Source organism: Nocardia inohanensis NBRC 100128 (assembly GCF_001612945.1).
Taxonomy (GTDB): Bacteria; Actinomycetota; Actinomycetes; order Mycobacteriales; family Mycobacteriaceae; genus Nocardia; species Nocardia inohanensis.
In genome coordinates, this window is the sequence record NZ_BDBK01000007.1 from 320,045 (window position 1) to 342,405 (window position 22,361).

Sequence of the window (22,361 nt, forward strand, 5' to 3'; positions counted from 1 at the left end):
GAATGTCCTTCCGCTGGTGCGTGTTCCGGATTACACGCTACGGCAGGCCACCGACAGAAAGAACCGCCTCAGACCAGTCGGTACGGTCTGAGGCGGCCCCCAATTCTCTCGGCATCGAGCCGGCTCAGGACTTCGAAGCCGCCGCGGTCTTCTTCGCGGGAGTCTTCTTCGCCGCCGTCTTCTTGGCCGCGGCCTTCTTGGTGGTGACGCCGTCGGCGGTCTTGGCCGCCGCCTTCTTCGCCGCCGCCTTCTTGACCACGGTCTTGGCGACCGCCTTCTTGGCCGGCGCCTTCTTCGCGGTCTTCTTGGCGGCCTTCTTCACCGGCCCGCGCGCCCGCCGATCCGCCAGCAGCTCCGAGGCCCGCTCGTCGGTGATCGACTCGACCTCATCGCCCTTGCGCAGGCTGGCATTGGTCTCACCGTCGGTGACGTACGGCCCGAACCGGCCGTCCTTGATCACCATCGGCTTCTCCGACACCGGATCCACCCCCAGCTCACGCAGCGGCGCGGCACTGGCCGCCTGCCCGCCCCGGCGCTTGGGTTCGGCATAGATCTTCAGCGCCTCGTCCAGGGTCACCGTGAAGATCTGATCCTCCCCGGCGAGCGACCGGGAATCGGTGCCCTTCTTCAAATACGGCCCGTATCGCCCGTTCTGCGCGGTGATCTCGTCACCGGAGGTCGGATCCACACCCACCACGCGCGGCAGCGACAGCAGCTTGAGCGCATCGTCGAGCGTGATCGAGGCCAGGTCCATCGACTTGAAGAGCGAGCCGGTGCGCGGCTTGGGCGCGGTCGCCTTCTTGGCCGGCTTCTTCGCCTCCGGCTCCTCGGCCGGCTCGGGCAGCACCTCGGTCACGTACGGACCGAAACGCCCTTCCTTGGCGACGATCTCGTGCCCCGACACCGGATCCACGCCCAGCGAGCGACCCTCCTGCGGCGTCGAGAACAGCTTCTCGGCGACCTCGGGCGTCAGCTCGTCCGGCGGCAGATCGTCGGGCAGGTTCGCCCGCTGCGAAACCGAATCCCCTTCCGGGTCATCGGGATTGACGATCATGCGCTCCAGGTACGGACCGAACTTGCCGACCCGGACCACCACATCGCGGCCTTCTTCGTCGGCGAACAGCTTGATGGAGTTGACTTCTCGCGCATCGATCCCGTCGAGATTGTCACCCACCATCCGCTTCAGCCCGCCGGAGCGCGCCACCGACCCTTCGGCGCCGTGATCGCCGCCGAAGTAGAAGCTGGACAACCAGTTTCCGCGCTGCTCGCGCCCACCGGCGATGGCGTCGAGGTCGTCCTCCATGGCCGCGGTGAAGTCGAAGTCCACCAGCCGCCCGAAGTGCGCCTCCAGCAGCCCGACCACCGCGAACGCCACCCACGACGGCACCAGCGCGCTACCGCGCTTGTACACGTAACCGCGATCGAGAATGGTCTTGATGATCGAGGCGTAGGTGGAAGGACGCCCGATGCCGAGCTCTTCCAGGGCCTTGATCAGCGAGGCTTCGGTGAACCGCGCCGGCGGATTGGTGGTGTGCCCGTCCGGCAGCAGCTCGATGGCCGTCACGCCCTGACCCTCGGTCAGCGCGGGCAGGCGCGATTCGGCGTCGTCGGACTGACCGCCCGCCTCCTCGTCCACGCTCTCCACGTAGGCCTTCAGGAAGCCCGCGAAGGTGATGGTCCGGCCGGAGGTCGAGAAGACGCATTCCTCACCGGTATTCGCCACCCCGGTGACCCGCACGGTCATGGTGGTGCCGCGCGCATCGGCCATCTGCGAGGCCACGGTGCGCTGCCAGATCAGTTCGTAGAGCCGGAACTCGTCGTTGTCGACCCGCGAATGCACCTGGCCGGGCGTCATGAAGGTGTCACCCGAGGGACGAATCGCCTCGTGCGCCTCCTGCGCGTTCTTGACCTTGCGGGTGTACTGCCGCGGCGTCGGGCTCACGTACTCCGCGCCGTACAGCTGCGTGGCCTGCGCCCGCGCCGCCTGAATCGCGGTGTCCGACAACGTGGTCGAGTCGGTACGCATGTAGGTGATGTAGCCGTTTTCGTACAGCCGCTGCGCCACCCGCATGGTGCGCTCGGAGGTGAAGCGCAGCTTGCGCGCCGCCTCCTGCTGCAAGGTCGAGGTCATGAACGGCGCGTACGGTTTCCGCGTGTACGGCTTGGACTCGACCGAGGTGACCGCCAGGTCCACCCCGTGCAACGATTCCGAGAGCCGCTGTGCGTACCCGGCGTCCAGCACCACCACACCCGAGGGCTTCAGCTGTCCATCCGGTCCGAAATCCCGGCCGCTCGCCACCCGCGAACCATCGACGGCCACCAGGCGCGCCCCGAAGACGCTCGGATTCCCGCCCTCCTGGGTACCGGCGTCCAGCTTGGCCGCGATATCCCAGTACTCGGCGGACCGGAACGCCATGCGCTCCCGCTCGCGCTGCACGATGACGCGCGTCGCCACCGACTGCACGCGGCCCGCCGACAAACGCGGCATGACCTTCTTCCACAGCACCGGCGAGACCTCGTACCCGTAGAGCCGGTCCAGGATGCGCCGCGTCTCCTGCGCGTCGACCAAATCTTTGTCCAGCTCGCGCGTGTCGGCCGCCGCGGCCTGAATCGCGGACTCGGTGATCTCGTGGAACACCATGCGCCGGACCGGCACCTTCGGCTTCAGCGTCTCCAGCAGATGCCACGCGATGGCCTCGCCCTCGCGGTCGGGGTCGGTGGCGAGGTAGAGCTCGTCGGCGTCGGCGAGCAAGCTCTTGAGCTCACTGACCTTGGCCTTCTTATCCGGGCTCACCACATAGATGGCCTCGAAATCGTTATCGACATCGACGCCGAGCCGGGCCCACTGCTGGCCCTTGTATTTGGCGGGCACGTCCGCCGCACCGCGCGGCAGGTCCCGGATATGCCCCACCGAGGCCTCCACGGTGTACCCGCGGCCCAGGTAGGGAGCGATCTTGCGGGCCTTCGTCGGCGACTCGACAATGACGAGACGACGCAGGGGCCGGCCCTGGTCGGGCGCTGCCTGGGAGTTCGGCGCTGCACCGCGGTCTCGTGTTGCCACCGGCGAACACACCTTTCGTCTCGATCCGCGGGGCGCGGCGGGCGCGCAATACGCGGCTTGGGGCAAGCGGCTGCGACTACATATATCGCTGCCAGCAACGTTTATACCGTGTTGAAGAGCTGCACCTGCTGTGCAGCGACGATGTCGCCCCGGGTTGTGATCGAGTGTAATGGGTCCGGATATGGGTCGTCCCCCACCGCCGGGGAGGCGATGGGGGACGGATACCTGTGGGTAGGCCCGCTATCAGAGCGCGCGAACACCAGTGGCCTGCGGGCCCTTGGTGCCCTGACCGACCTCGAACTCGACCTTCTGGTTCTCCTCGAGAGTGCGGAAGCCCGAACCCTGGATCTCGGAGTAGTGGACGAAGACGTCAGCGGACCCGTCCTCGGGCGCGATGAAGCCGAACCCCTTCTCCGCGTTGAACCACTTCACAGTTCCCTGTGCCATTCTGTTCCTTCTCTTTCCATACCGGAACGGCGGACAAGTAGGTTCATCCACCGGGTCCGTTCCGACCGTTGTACTCTGTTCCCCCTGCAGGAAAGCACCCAGTACACCGTTCGCAACATCGATCCTGCTGATGGTTTGGACTTTGGATCCGTCCCTCGAACACAGAAGCTTGCGACCAGGACCCACTTAACCATGTCTCCGCTCAATTCAACAGCCGAGTTACCCACAATTTGCAAAAAAGTTGATCTTGCGAATGCGCAGGTGAGGGGCACAATGCCCAAATCCGTACTTGAAGTAGGTTTGCTTCCCGATAACAGAGCGAGCATCCGGCAAACTGGGTGTGAGGCGGGTCGCTACTCGGTAGTGAAATGGCAGGTAGAGCAACGGACGTACACACCGTTCGCAGCGCGCGGGCGTGTCGCGGCAACGGTTCGATGAAAGTGACGGAGCCGACGAGCCGGGACGGCCACGGATGCGAAACGAGCTACGGTCAATCGTTGCTGAATCGTGTCCTAAATGGCTTCGGGAATGGTGACCCCCGCCTCACCCATATAGCCGAGCTACCGGCGCGCGCCGCCCAGGTCACGAATTGGCCCGAATGGATATCGCCCGAGGTGATCAGCGCAGTTCAGGGCCTCGGGGTGGAACAGCCGTGGAGTCATCAGAGCGCGGCGGCGGATCTGGCTTACCGAGGGCGACATGTCGTGGTGTCCACCGGAACGGCCTCCGGCAAGTCGCTGGCCTATCAATTACCGGTACTCACCACGCTGCATCAGGATCCGCGGGCCACCGCGCTGTACCTCTCCCCCACCAAGGCGCTGGGGGCCGATCAATTACGCATGGCCTGCGAACTGACCGGGTCGGATGCGTTGCGCGGCATTCAACCCGCCTCCTATGACGGCGATACGCCGACCGAGATCCGGCAATGGGTACGAGCCAATGCACGCTGGGTTTTCACCAATCCCGACATGCTGCACCTGGGTGTCCTCCAGTCGCATCAACGGTGGGCGCGGCTATTGCGGCAGTTGAAGTACGTGGTGGTCGACGAATGCCATACCTACCGGGGCGTTTTCGGGTCGCACGTGGCGCTGGTGCTGCGCCGGCTGCGGCGGATCGCGCAGCGTTACGGGGCCGATCCGGTCTTCGTGCTGTGCTCGGCGACCACGGCGGAACCGGCCGACACCGCCTCCCGGCTCATCGGCGCGCCGTGCGCCGCGGTCACCGAGGACGGGTCGCCGCAGGGTTCGCGGACGGTTGGATTGTGGGAGCCGCCGCTCATCGGTGCGGGCGTGACCGGGGAAAACGGTGCGGCAATCCGGCGTTCGGCCGGGGCCGAGGCGGCGCAGGTGATGGCCGAGCTGGTGGCCGAAGGGGCGCGGACGCTGACCTTCGTACGGTCCAGGCGCGGCGCGGAACTCATCGCGATGGATACGAAGCGACTGCTCGCGGACGTGGACGTGACGCTGCCCGGGCGGGTGGCGGCGTATCGGGCCGGATATCTCGCGGAGGACCGGCGGGCGCTGGAAGCCGCCCTGTCGGAGGGGTCACTGCTGGGTGCGGCGACCACGAACGCGCTGGAGTTGGGCGTGGATATCGCCGGGCTGGATGCCGTTGTGGTGGCGGGATATCCGGGCACCGTGGCCTCGTTCTGGCAGCAGGCGGGGCGGGCCGGGCGGCGCACCCAGGGGTCGTTGGTGCTGCTCATCGCGCGCGACGACCCCCTGGATACGTATTTGGTGCACCACCCCGAGGCGCTGTTGGGGCGGCCGCTGGAGGCCAGCATCACCGATCCGCACAACCCGTATGTGCTGGCGCCACATCTGCTCTGCGCGGCCATGGAACAGCCGCTCACCGATGCCGAAGTGCACGGCTTCCAAGCCTGGGAACTGCTCCACGACCTGGCCGGACAGGGCTTGATCCGGCGCCGGGACGGGGTGGCGCGGGACGGGGGCGCGCGCTGGTTCGTCACCGCCGACGCGCATCCGCACGATGCCGTGGACGTGCGCGGCGGGATCGGATCGGCGGTGGCCGTGGTGGACGGTGAGACCGGGCGGATGCTCGGCACCACCGATGCCGGGCGCGCGCCCGCCACGCTGCACCCGGGGGCCGTTCATCTACATCAGGGCGAAAGCTTCGTGGTCGATGAACTGGACCTGGAAGCGGGCGTCGCGCTGGTGCACGCCGAGACGCCGGGGTGGACCACCAGTGCGCGGGCGGTGACCACCACCGAGCTCGGGGAGGTGACCGAGCATCGGCTGTACGGGCCGGTCACGACCGCATTGGCACAGGTCCTGGTGACGCGGCAGGTGATCGGTTACCTGCGGCGGCTGCCCAGCGGCGAGGTGCTCGACATGGTGCCGCTGGACCTGCCGCCGCAGACGCTGCCGACCCGGGCCGTGCTCTATACGGTCACGCCGGATCTGCTGGAACGGGCCGGGATCGACGCGAAGCGGGTGGCCGGGGCGCTGCACGCCGCCGAGCACGCCGCCATCGGCATGCTGCCGCTGGTCGCGACCTGTGATCGGTGGGATATCGGCGGCGTGTCGACCGCGGCACATCCCGATACCGGGCTGCCCACGGTCTTCGTCTACGACGGGCATCCCGGTGGAGCCGGCTTCGCCGAGCGGGGATTCGCGCGGCTGCGGCACTGGCTGGGCGCGACCCTGTCCGCCATCGAATCGTGCGGGTGCGCGGGCGGGTGCCCGTCCTGCGTACAGTCTCCGAAGTGCGGAAACGGCAATAATCCCCTGGACAAGGCCGGTGCGGCGCGGCTGTTGACCGCGGTGCTGGCCGAGCTCGGGCTCGATGACGGTGACGCCGTCCAACCGTGACCCGGCCGCCTCCGGAGCGAGACCGGAGGGCCATCGGAGCGGCCGGGCGGCCAGATCAACTGGTTGGTATCGGACACGGTCCGAGAGGCCCGGCACGAGTCATGCACCGCGGAGCCCGTAGCCGAATAAAAAGGGATGTGATCCTGTTAACTGGGGGGTTGCCCCGTTCGATAATGTCGCTAGCGCATTTACCTGTGCATTCTTTCGAATCAGACTTCCGCAGCGAATAGGAAAGTGATCGATACCCAATCCTTCCGGCTCCGACTTTCATCGAATTTCGACATTGATCGACAGGTTGTGTGGTCCGCGCCATCGCATTTCTAACCAACCGCTCGGTACGAGATTGCACCTTTGTTCGCACTACTCCCATTCGGCCACCGGTCCCGCCCGCGCGGTGCCATGAACCACTCGCGCACCGAGTGGTCCGAGTGACACTCGCGCCTCGGCAGTGACGGTCACATCCCAATCCGCCGCCTCGCATTCGACTACCCGGCCGCCCATTCGTCGCACCACCACCGCCGCCTGCGCACAGGCGGACGTGCGACCGGCATCCAGTCCGCCCGCCGCGGCCAGGGCGCCGAGGTCGGCCGCCGCCTGGATCCGGTGCTTGGCCGCGACGGCCACCCCGATCTGCACCATCAACACCGTCATCGCGAGCATCGCCAGCAGGGCCAGGCACGTGGTGATAGTCACGCCACCGCGCTCGTTCACGGCGCTTCCCCCGGCTCTCGTACCGCCACGGCCTCCGCGCGCAGGGTCAGCGGTAGCAGTGGCGCACGGGCGCTGACGGTGGCGACCACCAGCTCGCCGTCCACCCGCACCTCGACGGCAGCTCCCGGCGGCGCGACCCGCCGGGCGACCGGCACTGCCCGCTCGGTATCGCCCCGCGCGGTCAACCGGGCAGCCTCCCGGGCGGCATCGACACAGCGGACCTGCGCCGATGCCGTCAGCAGCGCGCCGGCACACAACGCCAGCACCGTGACCAGGGCCGCCAGCGCAATGGCCAATTCCACGGTGGCCGAGCCGGTGTCATCGCGCAGCCACCGCCCGGCCGGACTCAGCCGACCGAGGTCTTCAGCGCCTTGTCGATGATCTTGGTCAGCGCATTGACGATGCTGTCCCCGGTCACCACCGCGTACAGCACCGCCCCGAACGCCGCCGCCGCGATGGTGCCGATCGCATACTCGGCCGTACTCATCCCCTCCTCCCCCACCGCCGCAGCCAGCAGCCGCGCGCGCAGTCGCCAACCCATGCCCCGCACTGTCGTTCCCACGGTCGTCCCTTCTCTCGGTCCGGCGCGGACGTTCCGCACCGGCACGCTCTTCACTCACCACAGACCTCCGCCCGCAACCCGTCCCGCCAGACCGATGACGACCGGCACGATGCCCAGGCAGACGAAGGCCGGTAGGAAACAGAGCCCCAGCGGCCCCGCGACCAGCACTCCGGCACGTTCCGCACGCGCCGCAGCGGCGTCCTCGGCCTCGGCCCGCCGCCGCTCCGCCAATTCGGCTACCGCGGCGGCCAATCCGGCACCGGATCGAGCGGACCGCCGCGCCATCCGCCCCAGCGCACCCGCCGTCTCGTCCGCCCGCCCCACCGCCGCCTGCTCCCAGGCCGCCACCGGATCCGCGCCCAGCGACAGCAGATCCGCCGCCCGCCGCAGGACCGAGCTCAGTGGCTCCGGCGCCGCCGGGGCAACGGCGGCCGCGGCGGTCGCCGCCGGCAGACCGGCCCGCAGACAGGCCGCGAACAGATCGAGCGCACCCGCCCCGGCGAGCGGATCGGGTGCGGACCGTACAAATCGCCTACGCACACCGCTTCTTTCAGCCGGCTGATCCCGCAACCGCCGCAGCCGCCGCACCGCACCGCCGCCGCCCGGCAAGACGAGCAGCGCGAGTGCGCAGAGCAGCAACGGCATCGCGGTCATCCCCACACGTCCTTCGGATGGGGCGCAGTCATCGCCGCACGCCTGTGACGGTCCGTGCTCATCGCCGGACTCCGTTCCAGAGAATGACAGCCGCCCACACGAGGGAGGCGAACGGCGCAATACCGGGCATCGAAAGCCCGATCATCGAGTCGCTGCCGGTCCAGAGCTCTCGGCTGTCAGCCGCGAAGCACCGTCCGCCAGCGGCCGTACCTGCGTCGCTACGGGGGCTGCGGACACGAATACGACTGCGGGACAAGCCGAGACGGTTCGCGTGGGCAGGACGACGAGACGAGGCAGTTGAGCGAGGCGCATGCGTCGTCATCGGATCGCCTTGCCCGAGCTCCTGACCGCGGCCAGTTCGCAGTGAGGGGCCGCATCGGTTCCCGGTGCACCAGGAATCCTGTCGGCATGAGTTCGCGGGCGATGCGAGGAGCCCCGAAGGGCTTGCGGGCGAGCATGAGCCGCCAGGGTGTCACCTTGCTTGCGGATCCAACCGGGCCGTACGTACTTCATCGTGGATTCCTTTCTCGGGAGCGCCGCGCCGGCCACGGGGACACCGCCGGCCGGTCTGGCTGTACGTCGTGCGAGCGAATTCGGTTGTGCGACAGCCGCCGGTTCAGCTGTGCGACAGCCGCAGCCTTGGCTAGGAGGCAGCCGGCAATTCAGGGCGATCACGCCGTAACCGCCACTCCACGGCCGACCACCTCCGATTCGGCGATTCGACAGCCGCCGATTCGGTTGTGCGGCAGCCACACTCGGTTCGGGCGAGAGTCGCGGACTCGGTTGCGCGGCCACCGCAACGCAGTTGGGCTGGAGCCCCAGACCCCGGTCGGGCTGCGGCCGATGAGGTAGGCGCTCGGGTCGGCTTCGCAGACTTGGTAGCGACGCTTGGAAACGCCGTCCGGCGCGGCGGAGGAGAGTAGCGGTTCTCATCGCAGAACTCGTTCGGTGATGGCGTCGGTCCAGAGCAGACCGGCGCAGCTGAGGGCGGCGCCGAGCGGGAGCAGGACGGTGCCGGCCGGGGCGGCGAACAGGATGTGCAGAGGAGCGGCACCCATCAGTTGGCCCAGGCCGATGCCGAGGAGTGGCAGCAGCGCGAGGACGGCGGCTGTCGCGCGGGCGCCGGCCAGTGCCGCGCGCGTGCGGTCGCGAAAGCGGCGGCGCCCCAACAGGTCCAGCCGGGCCGCGGAGAGGAGTTCGGCCAGGGCGAGCCCGTGTTCCTCCGCGACTTGCCAGGCGTCGGCGATTCGGGACAGCTCCTGCGACACCGCGGCCTCGCTCTGTCGCAGGCCGTCCGCACCGGAGCCACCGAGCCGGCTGCGGGCGGCGCTGACGGCGAAGGCGTGGGCCACTTCGCCTTTCGTCTCCCGTGCCGCGATCGCGGCAGCGGCACTCGGGTGCGCGCCGATGCGCAACTCGCCGATCACCGTCTCGAGTCCTTCGAGCAGTTGCGCGCACCCGTCGGCCCGATGCTGTTCCCGCGTGCTCCGGCGCCGGCGCAAACCGAAAGTGCCTGCCAAACACACGGCCGCGAGCATCGGACCGACACCGAGAACGATCACTGCCACCGGCGCGAGACAGGCCGCGAGTCGAATCGTCCGCCCGATCCTCGGTTTTCGCACCCGCCGCCGGGTCCGGAAGACCGCGTCGAACCGGCGGCGGGCAGCCGGTGCGGGCAGCATCACCAGGGCGACGGCCAGGCAGCCCAGCACCGCGGGAGCGGGTCCCGGCCCCGACATCACGCTCCACCGTGGCCGTCCCGGCCGTCGGGAGCCCAGCCGCGATGACCGGCTGGCATCGCGCGGTGGTGGCCGAACCGCCAGCGGCGTAGGCCGGGCGGCTGCGAGGGACGCCACCAATAGGGCTTGCCGCGACGAAGATCCGGGTTGTGACGTCCCGCCGCGCTCCGCACACTCGGGCCTGGCCACCAGGTGCGACCACACGAACCTCGCTCCGCCGCGCGGCCACCGGCCGGAACAGCGGCGCAGCCGGCCGGTTTTCCGACACGGAGGTCGGCATTGAATGATCCGCCGCGCTCGGGAAGGGTTGCGCGGTACCGATCACTGCGGAACGAGCGGCCGGGTTGAGAGGAATTGCGCTTGGTCATCGATCTGTCCTTTCGGCGATCAGGCGGAACAGGGTGGGAGCGGCGGGCGTGGGGTCGCCGCGGGCGGACCAGGCGGGGGTGATGCGGACCTGGTTGTCGGTGGGTGTCACCAGGCCGATTTCGCGGAGGGTGCGGGTGCCGTCGGGGTGGCGGTGGACGTGCAGGACGACCTGGATGGCAGCGGCGAGCTGGCTGTGCAGGGCGGCGCGGGACATGCCGCCGAGGGCGGCGAGCGCCTCCAGGCGGGCGGGGACCTCGCGCGGGGAGTTGGCGTGCACCGTGCCCGCACCGCCGTCATGGCCCGTATTGAGCGCCGTCAGCAGATCGACGACTTCCGGACCACGTACTTCCCCGACGACGAGCCGGTCCGGGCGCATACGCAGGGCCTGGCGAACCAGGTCGCGGACCGTAACCTCGCCCGCGCCTTCGACATTGGCGGGACGAGCGACCAACCGGACCACGTGTGGATGGGGTGGCGCCAGCTCGGCAGCGTCCTCCACGCAGATGATGCGTTCGGCGGGGTCCACCTTGGCGAGCAGTCCAGAGAGCAGCGTGGTCTTGCCCGCGCCGGTTCCACCGACGACGAGAAAGGCGAGCCGGGCCCGAACGATGCTCTCCAGCAACGCTTTCCCCTCGGGGAGGACAGCTCCCGCGGCCGCCAACGCATCCAGCCCCTGTGCGGCCGGTCGCAGTACCCGCAGCGATAGGCAGGTACCGCCGTGCGCGATGGGCGACAGCACCGCATGCAAGCGCACCCCGAACGAATTACCCACGGCCGCTTCGGTGCCCGCCAGCCGCCCATCCACCCAGGGCTGCGCATCGTCGAGTCGCCGCCCCGCCGACAATGCCAGCCGCTGCGCCAACCTGCGTACGGCCGCCTCATCGGGAAATCGCACCGAGGTGCGCCGCAGTCCCCGGCCACGGTCGACCCATACCGCATCCGGCCCGGTCACCAGCACATCCGCGACGTCGGGATCATGCAACAGCGGCTCCAGCACACCCGCGCCCGTCATCTCGGTCTGCAAGAGCCGCAACGCCCGCAGCAGATCGGTATCCCCGAGCATTCCGCCCGCCTCGGCCCGGATGGCAGCCGCCACCCGCGCGGGATCCACCTCTCCCACTCCCTCCGCCAGCCGCTCCCGCACCCGATCCAGCAGCTCCGCCGTCACCAAGGCACTCATCGCGCACCCATCGCCCAGCACACGGACCCACATACCCGCGACGGCACGGGCCCGTCGCACCGGCATTCGCCGATGCGAGTCGAATCGCTGCCACTTACGGCCGCGACCCGGTCGGCCGCCGCTTCCTGGGCGGTGTGATCCGGTTCTGAATTCGACTGCACACCAGCATCTTTCGCCGGATTAGCGCACTGTCCCGCGCCTGTCTGCGGCGAGAAGACACTCGACGATGAACCCTGAGTCGTCGATGTCGTATCGCGCGGGCCGTAGCTGGCCGTGCCAAGCTCGGTCGGCGAATCAACAAAGCTCCCGGACGAAACATGCTGCGCGTCGGTCTTTTTGGCGAGAGACACGGTCATCGGAACACCTTCGAGTTTGTGGGATTCGACGCAATCGGGTCGGCGTGCGCGGGCACGCAGGTGGTCGTCGGCGTTCGCCGGCGCGGGGCCGACCGCGTTCCCGAGGAGGTGCGCGGGAGTTCGGTCGCGAGTGGGAGTGCTTGGAGGACGGCCGCCGCTGCGGTTCGAAGGGGGCCGCGGCGGTTGACGGTGAGACCGGCGCGTTCGAGACGTTCGGGGAGGCCGGGCTGAGGTGGTACCGCGGCGAGCAGGGGCAGGTCGAGAGTGGTCGCGATATCGGCGCCGCGGAGGCCGCCGGGGGCGGGGCCGCGGACTACCAGGCGCACGTTGGGGTTTCGGGCGATGAGGTGGGCACGGACGGACTCAGCGGCGGCGACCGCGCGGAGCCGGGCGGGGGTGATGAGGACCACCAGGTCGGCGGCTTCCAGGAGGTGTTCGGTGTGCGCGCCGCGTTCGGCGGACAGGTCGCAGACCACGAGATCGCCCGCGGAGCGACCCGCTTCCACCACCGCCGCCATACCGACCGGGGAGAGAGCCGCCGCGCCTTCTCGGGTGACCGGATCGGCAGAAGCGGCCATCAGCTCCACGGCGGACCACGGGGCGGCGGAAGCCGATCCTGTTGTCGCGCCGACCGCAGCGACGGCCGATTTCCCGATAGTCCCGCTAGCGGTGATCGGAGTTCCCGCCACTGCTTCGCCGGTTGTCGCCGATGAGTGAACTGCCGCTGCATGTTCCGCGTCCGACGCACCGAATTCTGTTGCTGCCATGCCGAATACCGGATGTCTCTCGATGAGCATGTTTGCGGTGCGAGGTACGAATTTCGCGCCGTTGACGGCCGTTTCATCGTCGAAATCGGTTGGTGCCGAACCTGTTCCGCAGGACAGCACGGAGACTCCGGAGATGGCAGGGAGAGCTTGATGGAGGGCCGCGGCGGAGATCCGTCCGTTCTCGATCACCAGGTCGGGCCAGCGGAGGCCGGGAGTCTGCTCTATGCCGAGGAGCAGGTCGAGTCCGCCGCCGTACGGGGCGGCGTCCACGAGGAGGGTGCGGTCCCGGAAGTGCGTAGCGGCGGTCAGGGCTACGGCGGCGGCGAGGGTGGAGGCGCCCGCACCGCCGCAGGCACCGGCTATGGCGACGACGGCGCCGGTGGTGCGGGAATGGGCGTTATGGGTGGCGAAAGCGGTGATCAGGGTGTCGGATTCGGCGGGCAGCTGGAGGACCTGTTCGGCGCCTACCCGGGTGGCGGTCTGCCAGTCGAGCAAACTCGGTTCGTCGGCGGTTACCAGGAGGATTCCGGGGCGGCGGGGGTGTCCGGCTGCCGCGCAGTTACGTGCGGACAGGGTGTCGAGGATGATCACCGGCGCGGCGAGGAAGGGGTGCCGGGCGGGCAGGGTGGCGTGTTCGTCGATGGTCCGACCGGCGGCGGCCGCGATCCGGCGGACCTCTTCGCACAACGGGCTTGCCGACACCAGCACGAGAGCCGGGGTGGGTGCGGCGGTGTGATTGTCCATGCAGGTCAGCGTCGCGCCGAAAGCGAAGCGGAAACAGGGGGCGCTCGGCGAGTGTGGATAACACGCGAGTTGTGGACAACTAGAAATTCGGCGACGGGAACAACCGAACTGTCCGGAAATAGAGGACGGCCCCAGCCGGGGGGGGAGGAGGCTGGGGCCGTCGGGTTCAGCCCCGGGGGGTCGGGCTGAACGCGCCTGGACCATGTCCAGGTAACAGCGATACTACACCCATGACCCGCCAGGTTTGCAAGTCCGTCCGGCGAGTCTTTTTCCCGCCGACACCCTTCGGCTTCCCCCTGGCTAACCCGGTCGAATGCCACCGAAGCACGCGTCTGTCACCCGCAAAACATATTCTGGACGGCGTGACAGCCGAGCGCGGACGAGTCGCCGCCTTCTTCGATCTCGACAAAACGGTGATCGCCAGGTCGAGTGCCTTCGTGTTCAGCAAGCCATTCCTGGACCAGGGCCTGCTCAGCAGGCGTGCGGTGCTGGAGAGCAGCTACGCGCACTTCCTGTTCCTGCTCTCCGGCGCGGACCACGACCAGATGGAGCGCATGCGCGAGCACCTCACCAAGATGTGCGCGGGCTGGGACGTGGCGCAGGTGCGCTCGATCGTCGCCGAGACGCTGCACGACATCGTCGATCCGCTCATCTACGCCGAGGCGGCGGATCTCATTGCCGACCACCGGATTCGGGGCCACGACGTGATCATCGTGTCGGCCTCCGGCGAGGAAATGGTCGCGCCGATCGCGGCCGCGCTGGGCGCCGACCACTTCGCCGCCACCCGCATGGTGATCGAAAACAACAGGTACGCGGGCGAAGTCGAGTTCTACTGTTACGGCGAGGGCAAGGTCGAAGCGATGAAAAGGCTTTCGGCGCAATATGGTTACGACCTTGCGCGCTGTTATGCCTACAGCGATTCCGTGACCGATCTGCCGATGCTGAACGCGGTCGGGCATGCCACCGCGGTGAATCCGGACCGCGGGCTGCGGCGCGAGGCGCAGGCGCGCGGGTGGCCGGTGCTCACCTTCTCCAATCCGGTATCGCTGTGGGCGCGACTGCCCGCGCCGACCACCACGACGGTCGCGGCGAGCGTGGCGGTGGGGTTGGGTGCGGTCGCGGCGGGGGCACTCAGCTATCGATTGATTCGCCGGCGGCGTTAATGCGCCAGTGCGCGAAACGCCATACCCGGAAGTGCGGGACACGCCGAGTATTTGAATGTTTCCCCAGCTCTTGATGTGATGGCCGTCACGGGGTAACAATGGATGCACGGAAGGACGGAAGGCCAAGACCGGACCGGAAGAGAAGGTCCGACCTCCCATCCCACCCTTCCCAGCACGGACACCAGGCACCCACGCGGAGCACGCCGCGACAAGGGCACGAGTGTTGTGGGCCTGCGTTATCCGGGATTTCGAGGGCGAGGGCCTCGCACGATGCGGGGATGAACCAGCGGATTCCGGAGAGCTCGCCGAGGCCATTACACAACCCGAAGAGCACGCTTGGTAACCAGGTGGTCCGTGCTAGCGGGCGGTGAGGTCGCAATTCGCGACAACGCCGCCCGCTTTGATATTTGCCAACTCTCGGCGCTCTTAGGGGCTTCGCCCCCGAACCCCCTCGCGATCCTCAGGGGCTTCGCCCCCGAACCCCCTCGCGATCCTCAGGGGCTTCGCCCCCGAACCCCCGATGACTCGGGAGAGCTCGCGCCCGCACCCCCGCTGCTTCGGTGGGCTCGCGCCCGCACACGCTGCTTCGGGTGAGCCCGCACCCGAACCCGCTCCTTCGGGTGAGCCCGCGCCCGCACCCACTCCTTCGGGTGAGCCCGCGCCCGCACCCACTCCTTCGGGTGAGCTCGCGACCGCCCCCTCCTTCGGGTGAGCCCGCGCCCGCACCTCGCCCGAACTCGTCGGAAGTCGGCCGGCACTTCTCTTGAACCTTGCTGGGGCGTAAGGGATCTTGACTGCGGCGCGGGTTAGTTGACGGCGGAGTCGGCGATGGAGCGGGCTTCTCGGGCGCCGTCTTCGAGGGCTCCGCAGGTGAAGAGGACCCAGCCGCCTACGCCTTCGGGGGTGCCCATGCCGAAGGAGGCGGCGGCGTCGAGGTAGGGCTGGTGGCGGCGGAGGTAGAAGACTTCGGGGACGCCGAGGCTGTGCGGGTCGAGGCCGGTGGAGACGGCTACCAGGCGGGCGGCGGCGCGGGCGACTATGCCGTCGGCGGTGCCGAAAGGCTTGAGGGACAGCAGTTCTCCGTGCACGACGGCGGCGATCACCGGGGCGGGGGCCTTGGTGGTGGTGATGGTTTGGGTCAGCAGGTCCAGGCGTTCGGCTACGCCGGGGACATTGCGGGGGCGGCCCAGTTGCTGCTGGTCTTCGACCAGGTCGGCGGCGGCCAGCAGGTGGAGGCGGGCGAGCGCTTGGAGGGGGGCGCGTTGCCAGACGCCGACCAGGTTGGTTAGGGCTTCGCCGTCGAGGGCTTGGCCTACGCGCAGGGCGCCCGCCAGGATCGGGTCTTCGACATTGCCGTCGGCGGGGAGGTCGATACTGCCGCCTTCGATGGCCGCCGAGGAGCGCGCCGCGCGGACCGCCGCCTCGGCCGCGGTGGTGGGCCAGCCGCGCCGGTTCGCCCGGTGGCGATGCACTTCGGCGAGGGCGTCGCGGGCCTTGTCGGCGGCTTCGCGGACGCCGGGCAGGTCTACCAAGGGCTGGAGCGGATCGGTCACGAAATACGAGACTAGCGGTCCTGCCTCCCAGCCACTTTTGTGCCCGGGCTCAGCTCACCAGGAGGTCGCGGCCGGGGATGGCGTCCAACAGGCGCCGGGTGTACTCCGATTGCGGGTTGTCGAAGACCTCGGTGGTGGTCGCGGCTTCGACCACCCGGCCCTGTTGCATGACCACCACATTGTCGGCGATCTGACGGACCACGGCCAGGTCGTGGGTGATGAAGAGGTAGGAGAGGCCCAGTTCGGCTTGGAGTTCGTTGAGGAGCTGGAGAATCTGGGCTTGGACGAGAACGTCCAGGGCGGAGACGGCTTCGTCGCAGACGACCAGATCGGGTTCCAGCGCGAGGGCGCGGGCGATCGCCACGCGCTGGCGCTGTCCGCCGGAGAGTTCGCCGGGATAGCGATCGGCGACGGAGGCGGGCAGGGCGACCAGTTCGAGGAGTTCGCGAACCCGCGCGTCCCGTTCCGGCCGGGTGCCGATGCCGTGCGTGCGCAGCGGTTCCACGATGGTGCGATGGATTGAGTAGGAGGGGTCCAGCGACCCGTACGGGTTCTGGAAGATGGGCTGTACCCGGCGGCGGAAGGCCAGGGAGGCGCGTTTGGCGGCGTCCGCCACCTCGCGGCCGTCGAAGGTGACGCTGCCGGAGGTCGGGGGCACCAGGCCGAGCACCATTTGCGCGACGGTGGTTTTGCCGGAACCGGATTCACCCACGATGGCGGTGGTGGTGCCGCGGCGCAGCCGGAAGGAAACCTGGTCGGCGGCAACGAGTTCGGTGTACTTCCAGGGGACCGAGCCGCGGATGCGGTAGCGCTTGGTGAGCGAGTCTACGACGAGGATGTCGTCGGGCACCGCGCCCTCGGTTTCGGCGGTCGCGACGTCCTCGGCGAGTTCACGGATCTTGGCGCGCGTGCGCACCACCGAGAGTCGCTGCGAGGCGATCGACGGAGCGGAATCGACCAGGCGGCGGGTGTACTCGTGCTGCGGGTCGCGCAGGATCGCCAGTGCCGGACCGGATTCCACGACACGGCCGCGATACATGACCACCAGGTGCTCGGCGCGTTCGGCGGCCAATCCGAGATCGTGGGTGATGAGCAGAACCGCGGTGCCGAGCTCCCGGGTGAGCCCGTCGATGTGGTCGAGAATCTGCCGCTGCACGGTGACGTCGAGCGCGGAGGTCGGTTCGTCGGCGATCAAAAGCTTCGGCCGCGCGGACAATCCGATGGCGATCAGCGCGCGCTGCCGCATCCCGCCGGAATATTCGTGCGGGTACTGGTTGACCCGCCGTTCCGCATCCGGGATGCCGGCTTCGGCCAGCAGTTCCACCGCTCGCTGCCGCGCTGCCCGGCCGCGCGCTATCCCATTGGCGGCCAAGGTTTCCGAGATCTGGAAGCCGACCTTCCAGACCGGGTCGAGATTGGACATCGGATCCTGCGGCACGAACCCGATCCCGTTGCCGCGCACCGCCACCAGTTCCGCGGCCGAGGCGGCCGCGAGATCCTTGCCGTCGAAGCGGATCTGCCCGGACTCCACTCGCCCGGTCCCGGGCAGCAATCCGATGACGGCATGCGCGGTGGTGGATTTCCCGGAGCCCGACTCCCCCACGATGGCCACCGTCTGCCCCGGATACACCGTCAGGTCGACGCCCCGCACCGCCTCGATCCGCCGCTCGCCGGAGCCGAAACACACACGCAGATCCCGGATTTCGAGCAAGGGCGCAGTCATCGCCGCTCCTTCGGGTCGAGGGCGTCGCGCAGCGAATCGCCGAGCATGATGAAGCCGAGCACGGTCAACGCCAGCGCGGTCGCCGGATAGAACAGGATGAGCGATCCGGCACGCAGCTGCCGTTGCCCGGCGGCGATATCCGCGCCCCAGGACACCTCGGTGGGCGGCAGGCCGACGCCGAGGAACGACAGGGTGGCCTCGGTGACGATGAACACGCCCAGCCAGATGGTGGTCACCACGATCACCGGGCCGAGCGCGTTCGGGATGACATGCCGGAGCAGGATGCGAAACCTGCTGACGCCCAGCGCTTGTGCGGCGAGCACGTAGTCGCTGCCCTTGACCGAGAGCACCGAGCCGCGGGCGATGCGCGCCACCTGTGGCCAGGTGAAGGACGCCAGGATGGCGATCACCACCCAGATGGTGCGATGCCCGGCCAGCTGCATGAGCACGATGGCGGCGAGCATGAGCGGGATCGCGAAGACGATCTCGGCGATACGCGAGATCACCGAATCCAGTACTCCGCCATAGAATCCCGCCAGCGCGCCGAGTGTCCCGCCGATCGCCAGGAACAGCAGCGTCGCCCCGATCCCGGTGAGGACCGAGGCCCGCGCCCCGTAAATGGTGCGCGCGTAGATATCGCACCCTTGCAGGTCGTAGCCGAACCAGTGGTCTCGGCCGGGCCCGACCAGGCTGTAATCGACCACGCAGTGCCGCGGATCCTGTCCGGTGAACAGGCCCGGGAACGCCGCGACCAGCACGACCAGCAGAATGAGGGCCGCCGCCACCAGGAACAGCGGTTTGCGCCGCAGCTGCCGCCACGCCGACCCCCAGAACCCGGCGGGCGCGCCGTGCACCTCGACCTTGTCGGTGGCGACCACCTCGACCTCGTCGGGCGGCGCCACCCAGCGTTCTTGCCCGGGCCGCGGACCGCCCTGTGGCGCATCCTTTTCCAGCATCGGTGGCTCCCGTTCAGGCATAGCGGATCCGTGGGTCGAGCACGGCGTACAGCAGGTCCACGATCAGGTTGGAGATGAGGAAGACCACGATCAGCGCGGTCACGAAGGACACCACGGTCGGCGCCTCGCCGCGCACCACGGCTTGATAGAGCGTGCCGCCCACGCCCGGGATATTGAAAATGCCCTCGGTGACGATGGCCCCGCCCATGAGCGCGCCCAGATCCGCGCCGACGAAGGTGACGACCGGGATCAGCGAGTTCCGCAGAATGTGCACGACCACCACTCGCCGCCGCGGGAGCCCCTTGGCGGTCGCGGTGCGCACGTAGTCGGCATCCTTGTTCTCCGCCACCGAGTTCCGGGTCAGCCGCAGCACGTAGGCGAAGGAGAGCGAGGCGAGCACCAGCGCGGGCATGATGAGCCGCGGGATGCTCACATCGGAGCCGACGGTGACCGGCGCGATATGCCATTTCACGCCGAACAGGAATTGCGCGAGGAAGCCGATGACGAAGATCGGCATGGCGATCACGATCAGGCTGGCGACCAGCATGGTGGAGTCGAACCAGCCGCCCTTGCGCAGGCCCGCGATGACGCCGAACACGATGCCGAACACCGCCTCGAAGAAGACCGCGAGCAGCGCCAGCCGGATGGTGATCGGAAACGCGTGCGCCAGTACGTCTTTCACCGGCCGACCGGAGTAGGACGTGCCGAGGTCGAAGGTGAAGATGCCCTTCAGATAGTGCAGATACTGTTGCCAGAACGGCTGATCCAGCCCGTACTGCGCTTTGAGCTGCGCCTCCAGCGCCGGCGTCAGTGTGCGCTGCCCGGCCAGCGCCGTCACCGAGCCGCCGGTCACCTTCCAGATCAGGAAGTAGATGAGCAGCGTCGCACCGAAGAACACCGGGATCATTTGCAGCAATCGCCGCACTATGTACCAAGTCATGCGCGCCAGCTCATTTCAGCTCGATGTTCTCGAAGTCGAGGAGCCCGTTCCAGGTCATGGTCACCGAGGTGACCCGCTTGGAGTAACCCGCCGAAGCGGTGTAGTCGAAGATCGGGATGGTCGGCAGGTCACGCAGCAGCAGCGATTGCGCCACCGCGACCCGCCGCCAGGACTCCTGTTCGTCCGGTGCGGCCTCGGCCGCCGCGATCAGCCCGTCGAATTCGGCACTGTGGTAGTCGACGTCATTGGACTCCGAGGTGGAGAGGAATCCCGGCTCCAGGAACTGGAGCATGGTCGGATAGTCGCCCTGCCAGCCGTACCGGAAGGGTTTGCCGATCTTGCGGGGCACGATCTGGTCCCGGATCTGCTTGAAGGTCGGGAACGGCGCACCCACCGCCTCGATGCCGAGCGTATTGCGAATGCTGTTGACCAGCGCGTCGATCCACGCCTGATGCCCGCCGTCGGCGTTGTAGGCCAGCTCGAATTGCCCGGTCCAGGGCGCGATCTCATCGGCCTGCGCCCAACGCCGGCGCGCCTCGTCGGGGTTGTAGTCCAGGACTTCCGCCCCCGGCAGTTTCCCGTCGAACCCCGGCAGCACCCGGGAGGTGTAGTCGCGCGCGGGGACCCGGGTGCCGTGGAAGATCTTCTGCCCGATCTGTTCCCGGTCGATGGCCATCGAAATGGCCTGCCTGCGCAGCAACCCCTCCGGACCGCTGAAATGCGGCACATTGGCTTGGATGCCGATCCATTGGTTCTGCGCGGTCGGCGCTTCCACGGCCCGTTCGCCGAGGTCCTGCTTGAACACCCGGACCGCGCTGTCCGGAATCGTGTCGAGCATGTCCAGGTTGTCGGCCAGCAGATCCGAGTACGCGGCGTCGAAGTTGGAGTAGAAGACGAAGGTCAGGCCCTTGTTGCGGGGCGGCCGGCCACCCCGGTAGCTCTCGTTCGGCACCACGGTCAGCTGCACGTCGTGCTGCCAGGCGTCGCCATCGGCCAGGCGATAGGGACCGTTGCCGATCGGGTGCTGTCCGAACGCCTTCATATCCTGGAACGCCGCCTCCGGCAGCGGATAGAAGGGCGCGTACGCCAGCCGGGTCCGGAACTCGATGGTGGGCGCGATCAGATCCACCGTGAAGGTCAGATCGTTGACCACCTTCAACCCCGACATGGTTTGCGCCCGTGGCGGATCCGCCTGCACATCGGCGAATCCGACGATGGGCGCGTAGGTGTAGCTCTGCAACTGGGCATTGGTGATCAGCGCCCCGAAGTTCCAGGCATCCACGAAAGACCTTGCGGTGACCGGTGATCCGTCACTGAACGTCCAGCCGGGTTTCAGCTTGATCCGGAAATGCTGCTGATCGGTGGTCTCGATGGATTCCGCCACCTCGTCGTGCAGCGCGCCCTTGGCATCGATGTACCGCAGCCCCGCGAAGAGCCGGTCCACGATCCGCCCGCCACCGTTCTCGTTGGTATTGGAGGGAATCAGCGGATTCTGCGGCTCGGTGCCGTTGACCGCGATCATGTCCCCGAACACGGGCTTGATGGTGCAGCCGGACAGCAGCGCCGAGAGCAGGGCCAGCACCGCGGCCAGCGCCACCGCGCCACGGCGTATCGCCGGTTTCGCCAGTTCCACCTGCGCCCCCGATTCGCTTCACGGTTCGGTCATACAGAGCCTGGAAAGTTAGGAGCCGACGTTACGTGGGTTCGGCGCGCTTGTCCCGATAGTCCGGACTTCGCGCGCGACACGCCGAGCGCCGGGTCATCGCGGACGGACGTGAAAACGCTCACCATCCGCCGAGTGAGACCGAACCGGACGGGCGAACCCGACGCAGGTCACAGTCGGTTAGTGTCGAACGTGGCCGCGGTCACCCCGCCGGCCGTACGCGAGAGAAGAAGAGACGAGATGACCGAAACCGCCGATCACCTGGATGCGTATCCTCCGAGCGCCGAGTTCGCTGCCGCCGCCAACGGCGACGCGTCTCTCTACGATCGGGCCGCCGCCGACCGCGAGGGCTTCTGGGCCGAGCAGGCGCAGCGGCTGCACTGGCATCAGCCCTGGGACCGCGTCCTGGATTGGGACGACGCGCCTTTCGCCAAGTGGTTCGTGGGCGGCAAGCTGAACGTCGCCTACAACTGCGTCGACCGGCACGTGCTGGACGGGCACGGGGACCAGGTCGCGATCCACTGGGAGGGCGAGCCCGGCGATTCCCGTGACATCACCTACGCCGAACTGCTGGCCGAGGTGTCGCGGGCCGCGAACTACTTCACCGCGCTGGGCCTGGTGGCCGGGGACCGCATCGCGATCTACATGCCGATGGTGCCGGAAGCCATTGTGGCCATGCTGGCTTCGGCTCGGCTCGGCCTGACGCATTCGGTGGTGTTCGCCGGGTTCTCCCCGAGCGCGCTGCGCCAGCGGGTCGACGACGCGCAGGCGCGGCTGGTCGTCACCACCGACGGACAGTGGCGGCGCGGTAGTGCGGCTCCGCTGAAAGACGCTGTGGACGAGGCGCTTTCGGCCGAGGGCAGCAGCGTGGAGCATGTGCTCGTCGTGCGGCGCACCGGGCTGGACGTGCCGTGGACCGAGCAGCGCGATCTTTGGTGGGAC

At 68.3% G+C, this 22,361-nt stretch carries 17 protein-coding genes; 3 read left to right on the forward strand and 14 right to left on the reverse strand.

Annotation, left to right across the window (positions count from 1 at the left end):
- Positions 1-124: 124 nt before the first annotated feature.
- Both topA and NI1_RS15645 read right to left on the reverse strand, forming a co-directional pair.
- On the reverse strand, positions 125-3,061 hold the full coding sequence (gene topA / locus NI1_RS15640; RefSeq protein ID WP_067820467.1) for a type I DNA topoisomerase: 2,937 nt from the start codon (positions 3,059-3,061) through the stop codon (positions 125-127).
- Between the two features lie 243 nt (positions 3,062-3,304).
- Positions 3,305-3,508 (reverse strand): cold-shock protein, encoded by a 204-nt coding sequence (locus tag NI1_RS15645; RefSeq protein ID WP_029925108.1) that lies wholly within the window; start codon positions 3,506-3,508, stop codon positions 3,305-3,307.
- 434 nt (positions 3,509-3,942) lie between these two features.
- Here NI1_RS15645 and NI1_RS15650 point away from each other — a divergent pair, with 434 nt between their 5' ends.
- Positions 3,943-6,339 (forward strand): DEAD/DEAH box helicase, encoded by a 2,397-nt coding sequence (locus NI1_RS15650; RefSeq protein WP_157535131.1) that lies wholly within the window; start codon positions 3,943-3,945, stop codon positions 6,337-6,339.
- A 360-nt stretch (positions 6,340-6,699) separates the two neighbouring features.
- Here NI1_RS15650 and NI1_RS15655 read toward each other — a convergent pair whose 3' ends face one another.
- The 7 genes from NI1_RS15655 to ssd all read right to left on the reverse strand — a co-directional run bounded on the left by NI1_RS15655 (position 6,700) and on the right by ssd (position 13,421).
- Entirely contained in the window at positions 6,700-7,032 is a 333-nt protein-coding gene (locus NI1_RS15655) for an Rv3654c family TadE-like protein (protein ID WP_245663234.1), read from the reverse strand.
- Between the two features lie 14 nt (positions 7,033-7,046).
- Positions 7,047-7,352 carry a TadE family type IV pilus minor pilin gene (locus NI1_RS15660; RefSeq protein WP_245663235.1) on the reverse strand — a complete coding sequence of 102 codons (306 nt, stop codon included), beginning with the start codon at positions 7,350-7,352 and terminating at the stop codon, positions 7,047-7,049.
- A 44-nt stretch (positions 7,353-7,396) separates the two neighbouring features.
- Entirely contained in the window at positions 7,397-7,591 is a 195-nt protein-coding gene (locus NI1_RS15665) for a DUF4244 domain-containing protein (RefSeq protein ID WP_067820638.1), read from the reverse strand.
- A gap of 75 nt (positions 7,592-7,666) precedes the next feature.
- The gene (locus tag NI1_RS15670) at positions 7,667-8,266 is read right to left on the reverse strand and encodes a type II secretion system F family protein (RefSeq protein ID WP_157535132.1); all 600 of its coding nucleotides are present in this window, start codon (positions 8,264-8,266) and stop codon (positions 7,667-7,669) included.
- A gap of 929 nt (positions 8,267-9,195) precedes the next feature.
- On the reverse strand, positions 9,196-10,005 hold the full coding sequence (locus NI1_RS15675) for a type II secretion system F family protein (RefSeq protein ID WP_067820473.1): 810 nt from the start codon (positions 10,003-10,005) through the stop codon (positions 9,196-9,198).
- 364 nt (positions 10,006-10,369) lie between these two features.
- Positions 10,370-11,554 (reverse strand): TadA family conjugal transfer-associated ATPase, encoded by a 1,185-nt coding sequence (locus NI1_RS15680; RefSeq protein ID WP_067820644.1) that lies wholly within the window; start codon positions 11,552-11,554, stop codon positions 10,370-10,372.
- 352 nt (positions 11,555-11,906) lie between these two features.
- Positions 11,907-13,421, reverse strand: coding sequence for a septum site-determining protein Ssd (ssd, locus tag NI1_RS38810; RefSeq protein WP_218026750.1), 1,515 nt, complete (start codon positions 13,419-13,421; stop codon positions 11,907-11,909).
- 362 nt (positions 13,422-13,783) lie between these two features.
- Between ssd and NI1_RS15690 the strand changes: the two genes are divergently transcribed.
- Positions 13,784-14,584 carry an HAD family hydrolase gene (locus tag NI1_RS15690; RefSeq protein ID WP_067820476.1) on the forward strand — a complete coding sequence of 267 codons (801 nt, stop codon included), beginning with the start codon at positions 13,784-13,786 and terminating at the stop codon, positions 14,582-14,584.
- A gap of 806 nt (positions 14,585-15,390) precedes the next feature.
- Here NI1_RS15690 and NI1_RS15695 read toward each other — a convergent pair.
- From NI1_RS15695 to NI1_RS15715, 5 genes are read right to left on the reverse strand one after another with little or no spacing between them, the layout of a single operon-like run.
- Positions 15,391-16,137, reverse strand: coding sequence for an oxidoreductase (locus NI1_RS15695; RefSeq protein ID WP_067820479.1), 747 nt, complete (start codon positions 16,135-16,137; stop codon positions 15,391-15,393).
- A 49-nt stretch (positions 16,138-16,186) separates the two neighbouring features.
- Positions 16,187-17,860: a dipeptide ABC transporter ATP-binding protein gene (locus NI1_RS15700; RefSeq protein WP_067820482.1), complete on the reverse strand. Its 1,674-nt coding sequence runs from the start codon at positions 17,858-17,860 to the stop codon at positions 16,187-16,189.
- Positions 17,857-18,816 (reverse strand): ABC transporter permease, encoded by a 960-nt coding sequence (locus NI1_RS15705; protein ID WP_157535133.1) that lies wholly within the window; start codon positions 18,814-18,816, stop codon positions 17,857-17,859. Before NI1_RS15705 ends, NI1_RS15700 begins: the two co-directional genes overlap by 4 nt.
- Before the next feature lie 13 nt (positions 18,817-18,829).
- Positions 18,830-19,756, reverse strand: coding sequence for an ABC transporter permease (locus tag NI1_RS15710; protein ID WP_067820487.1), 927 nt, complete (start codon positions 19,754-19,756; stop codon positions 18,830-18,832).
- Between the two features lie 10 nt (positions 19,757-19,766).
- Positions 19,767-21,278 carry a peptide ABC transporter substrate-binding protein gene (locus NI1_RS15715; RefSeq protein ID WP_084523276.1) on the reverse strand — a complete coding sequence of 504 codons (1,512 nt, stop codon included), beginning with the start codon at positions 21,276-21,278 and terminating at the stop codon, positions 19,767-19,769.
- A 381-nt stretch (positions 21,279-21,659) separates the two neighbouring features.
- On the opposite strand from NI1_RS15715, the gene NI1_RS15720 reads away from it, so the two are divergent.
- The coding region (locus NI1_RS15720; protein WP_157535134.1) for an AMP-binding protein at positions 21,660-22,361 on the forward strand (702 nt) is incomplete at its 3' end.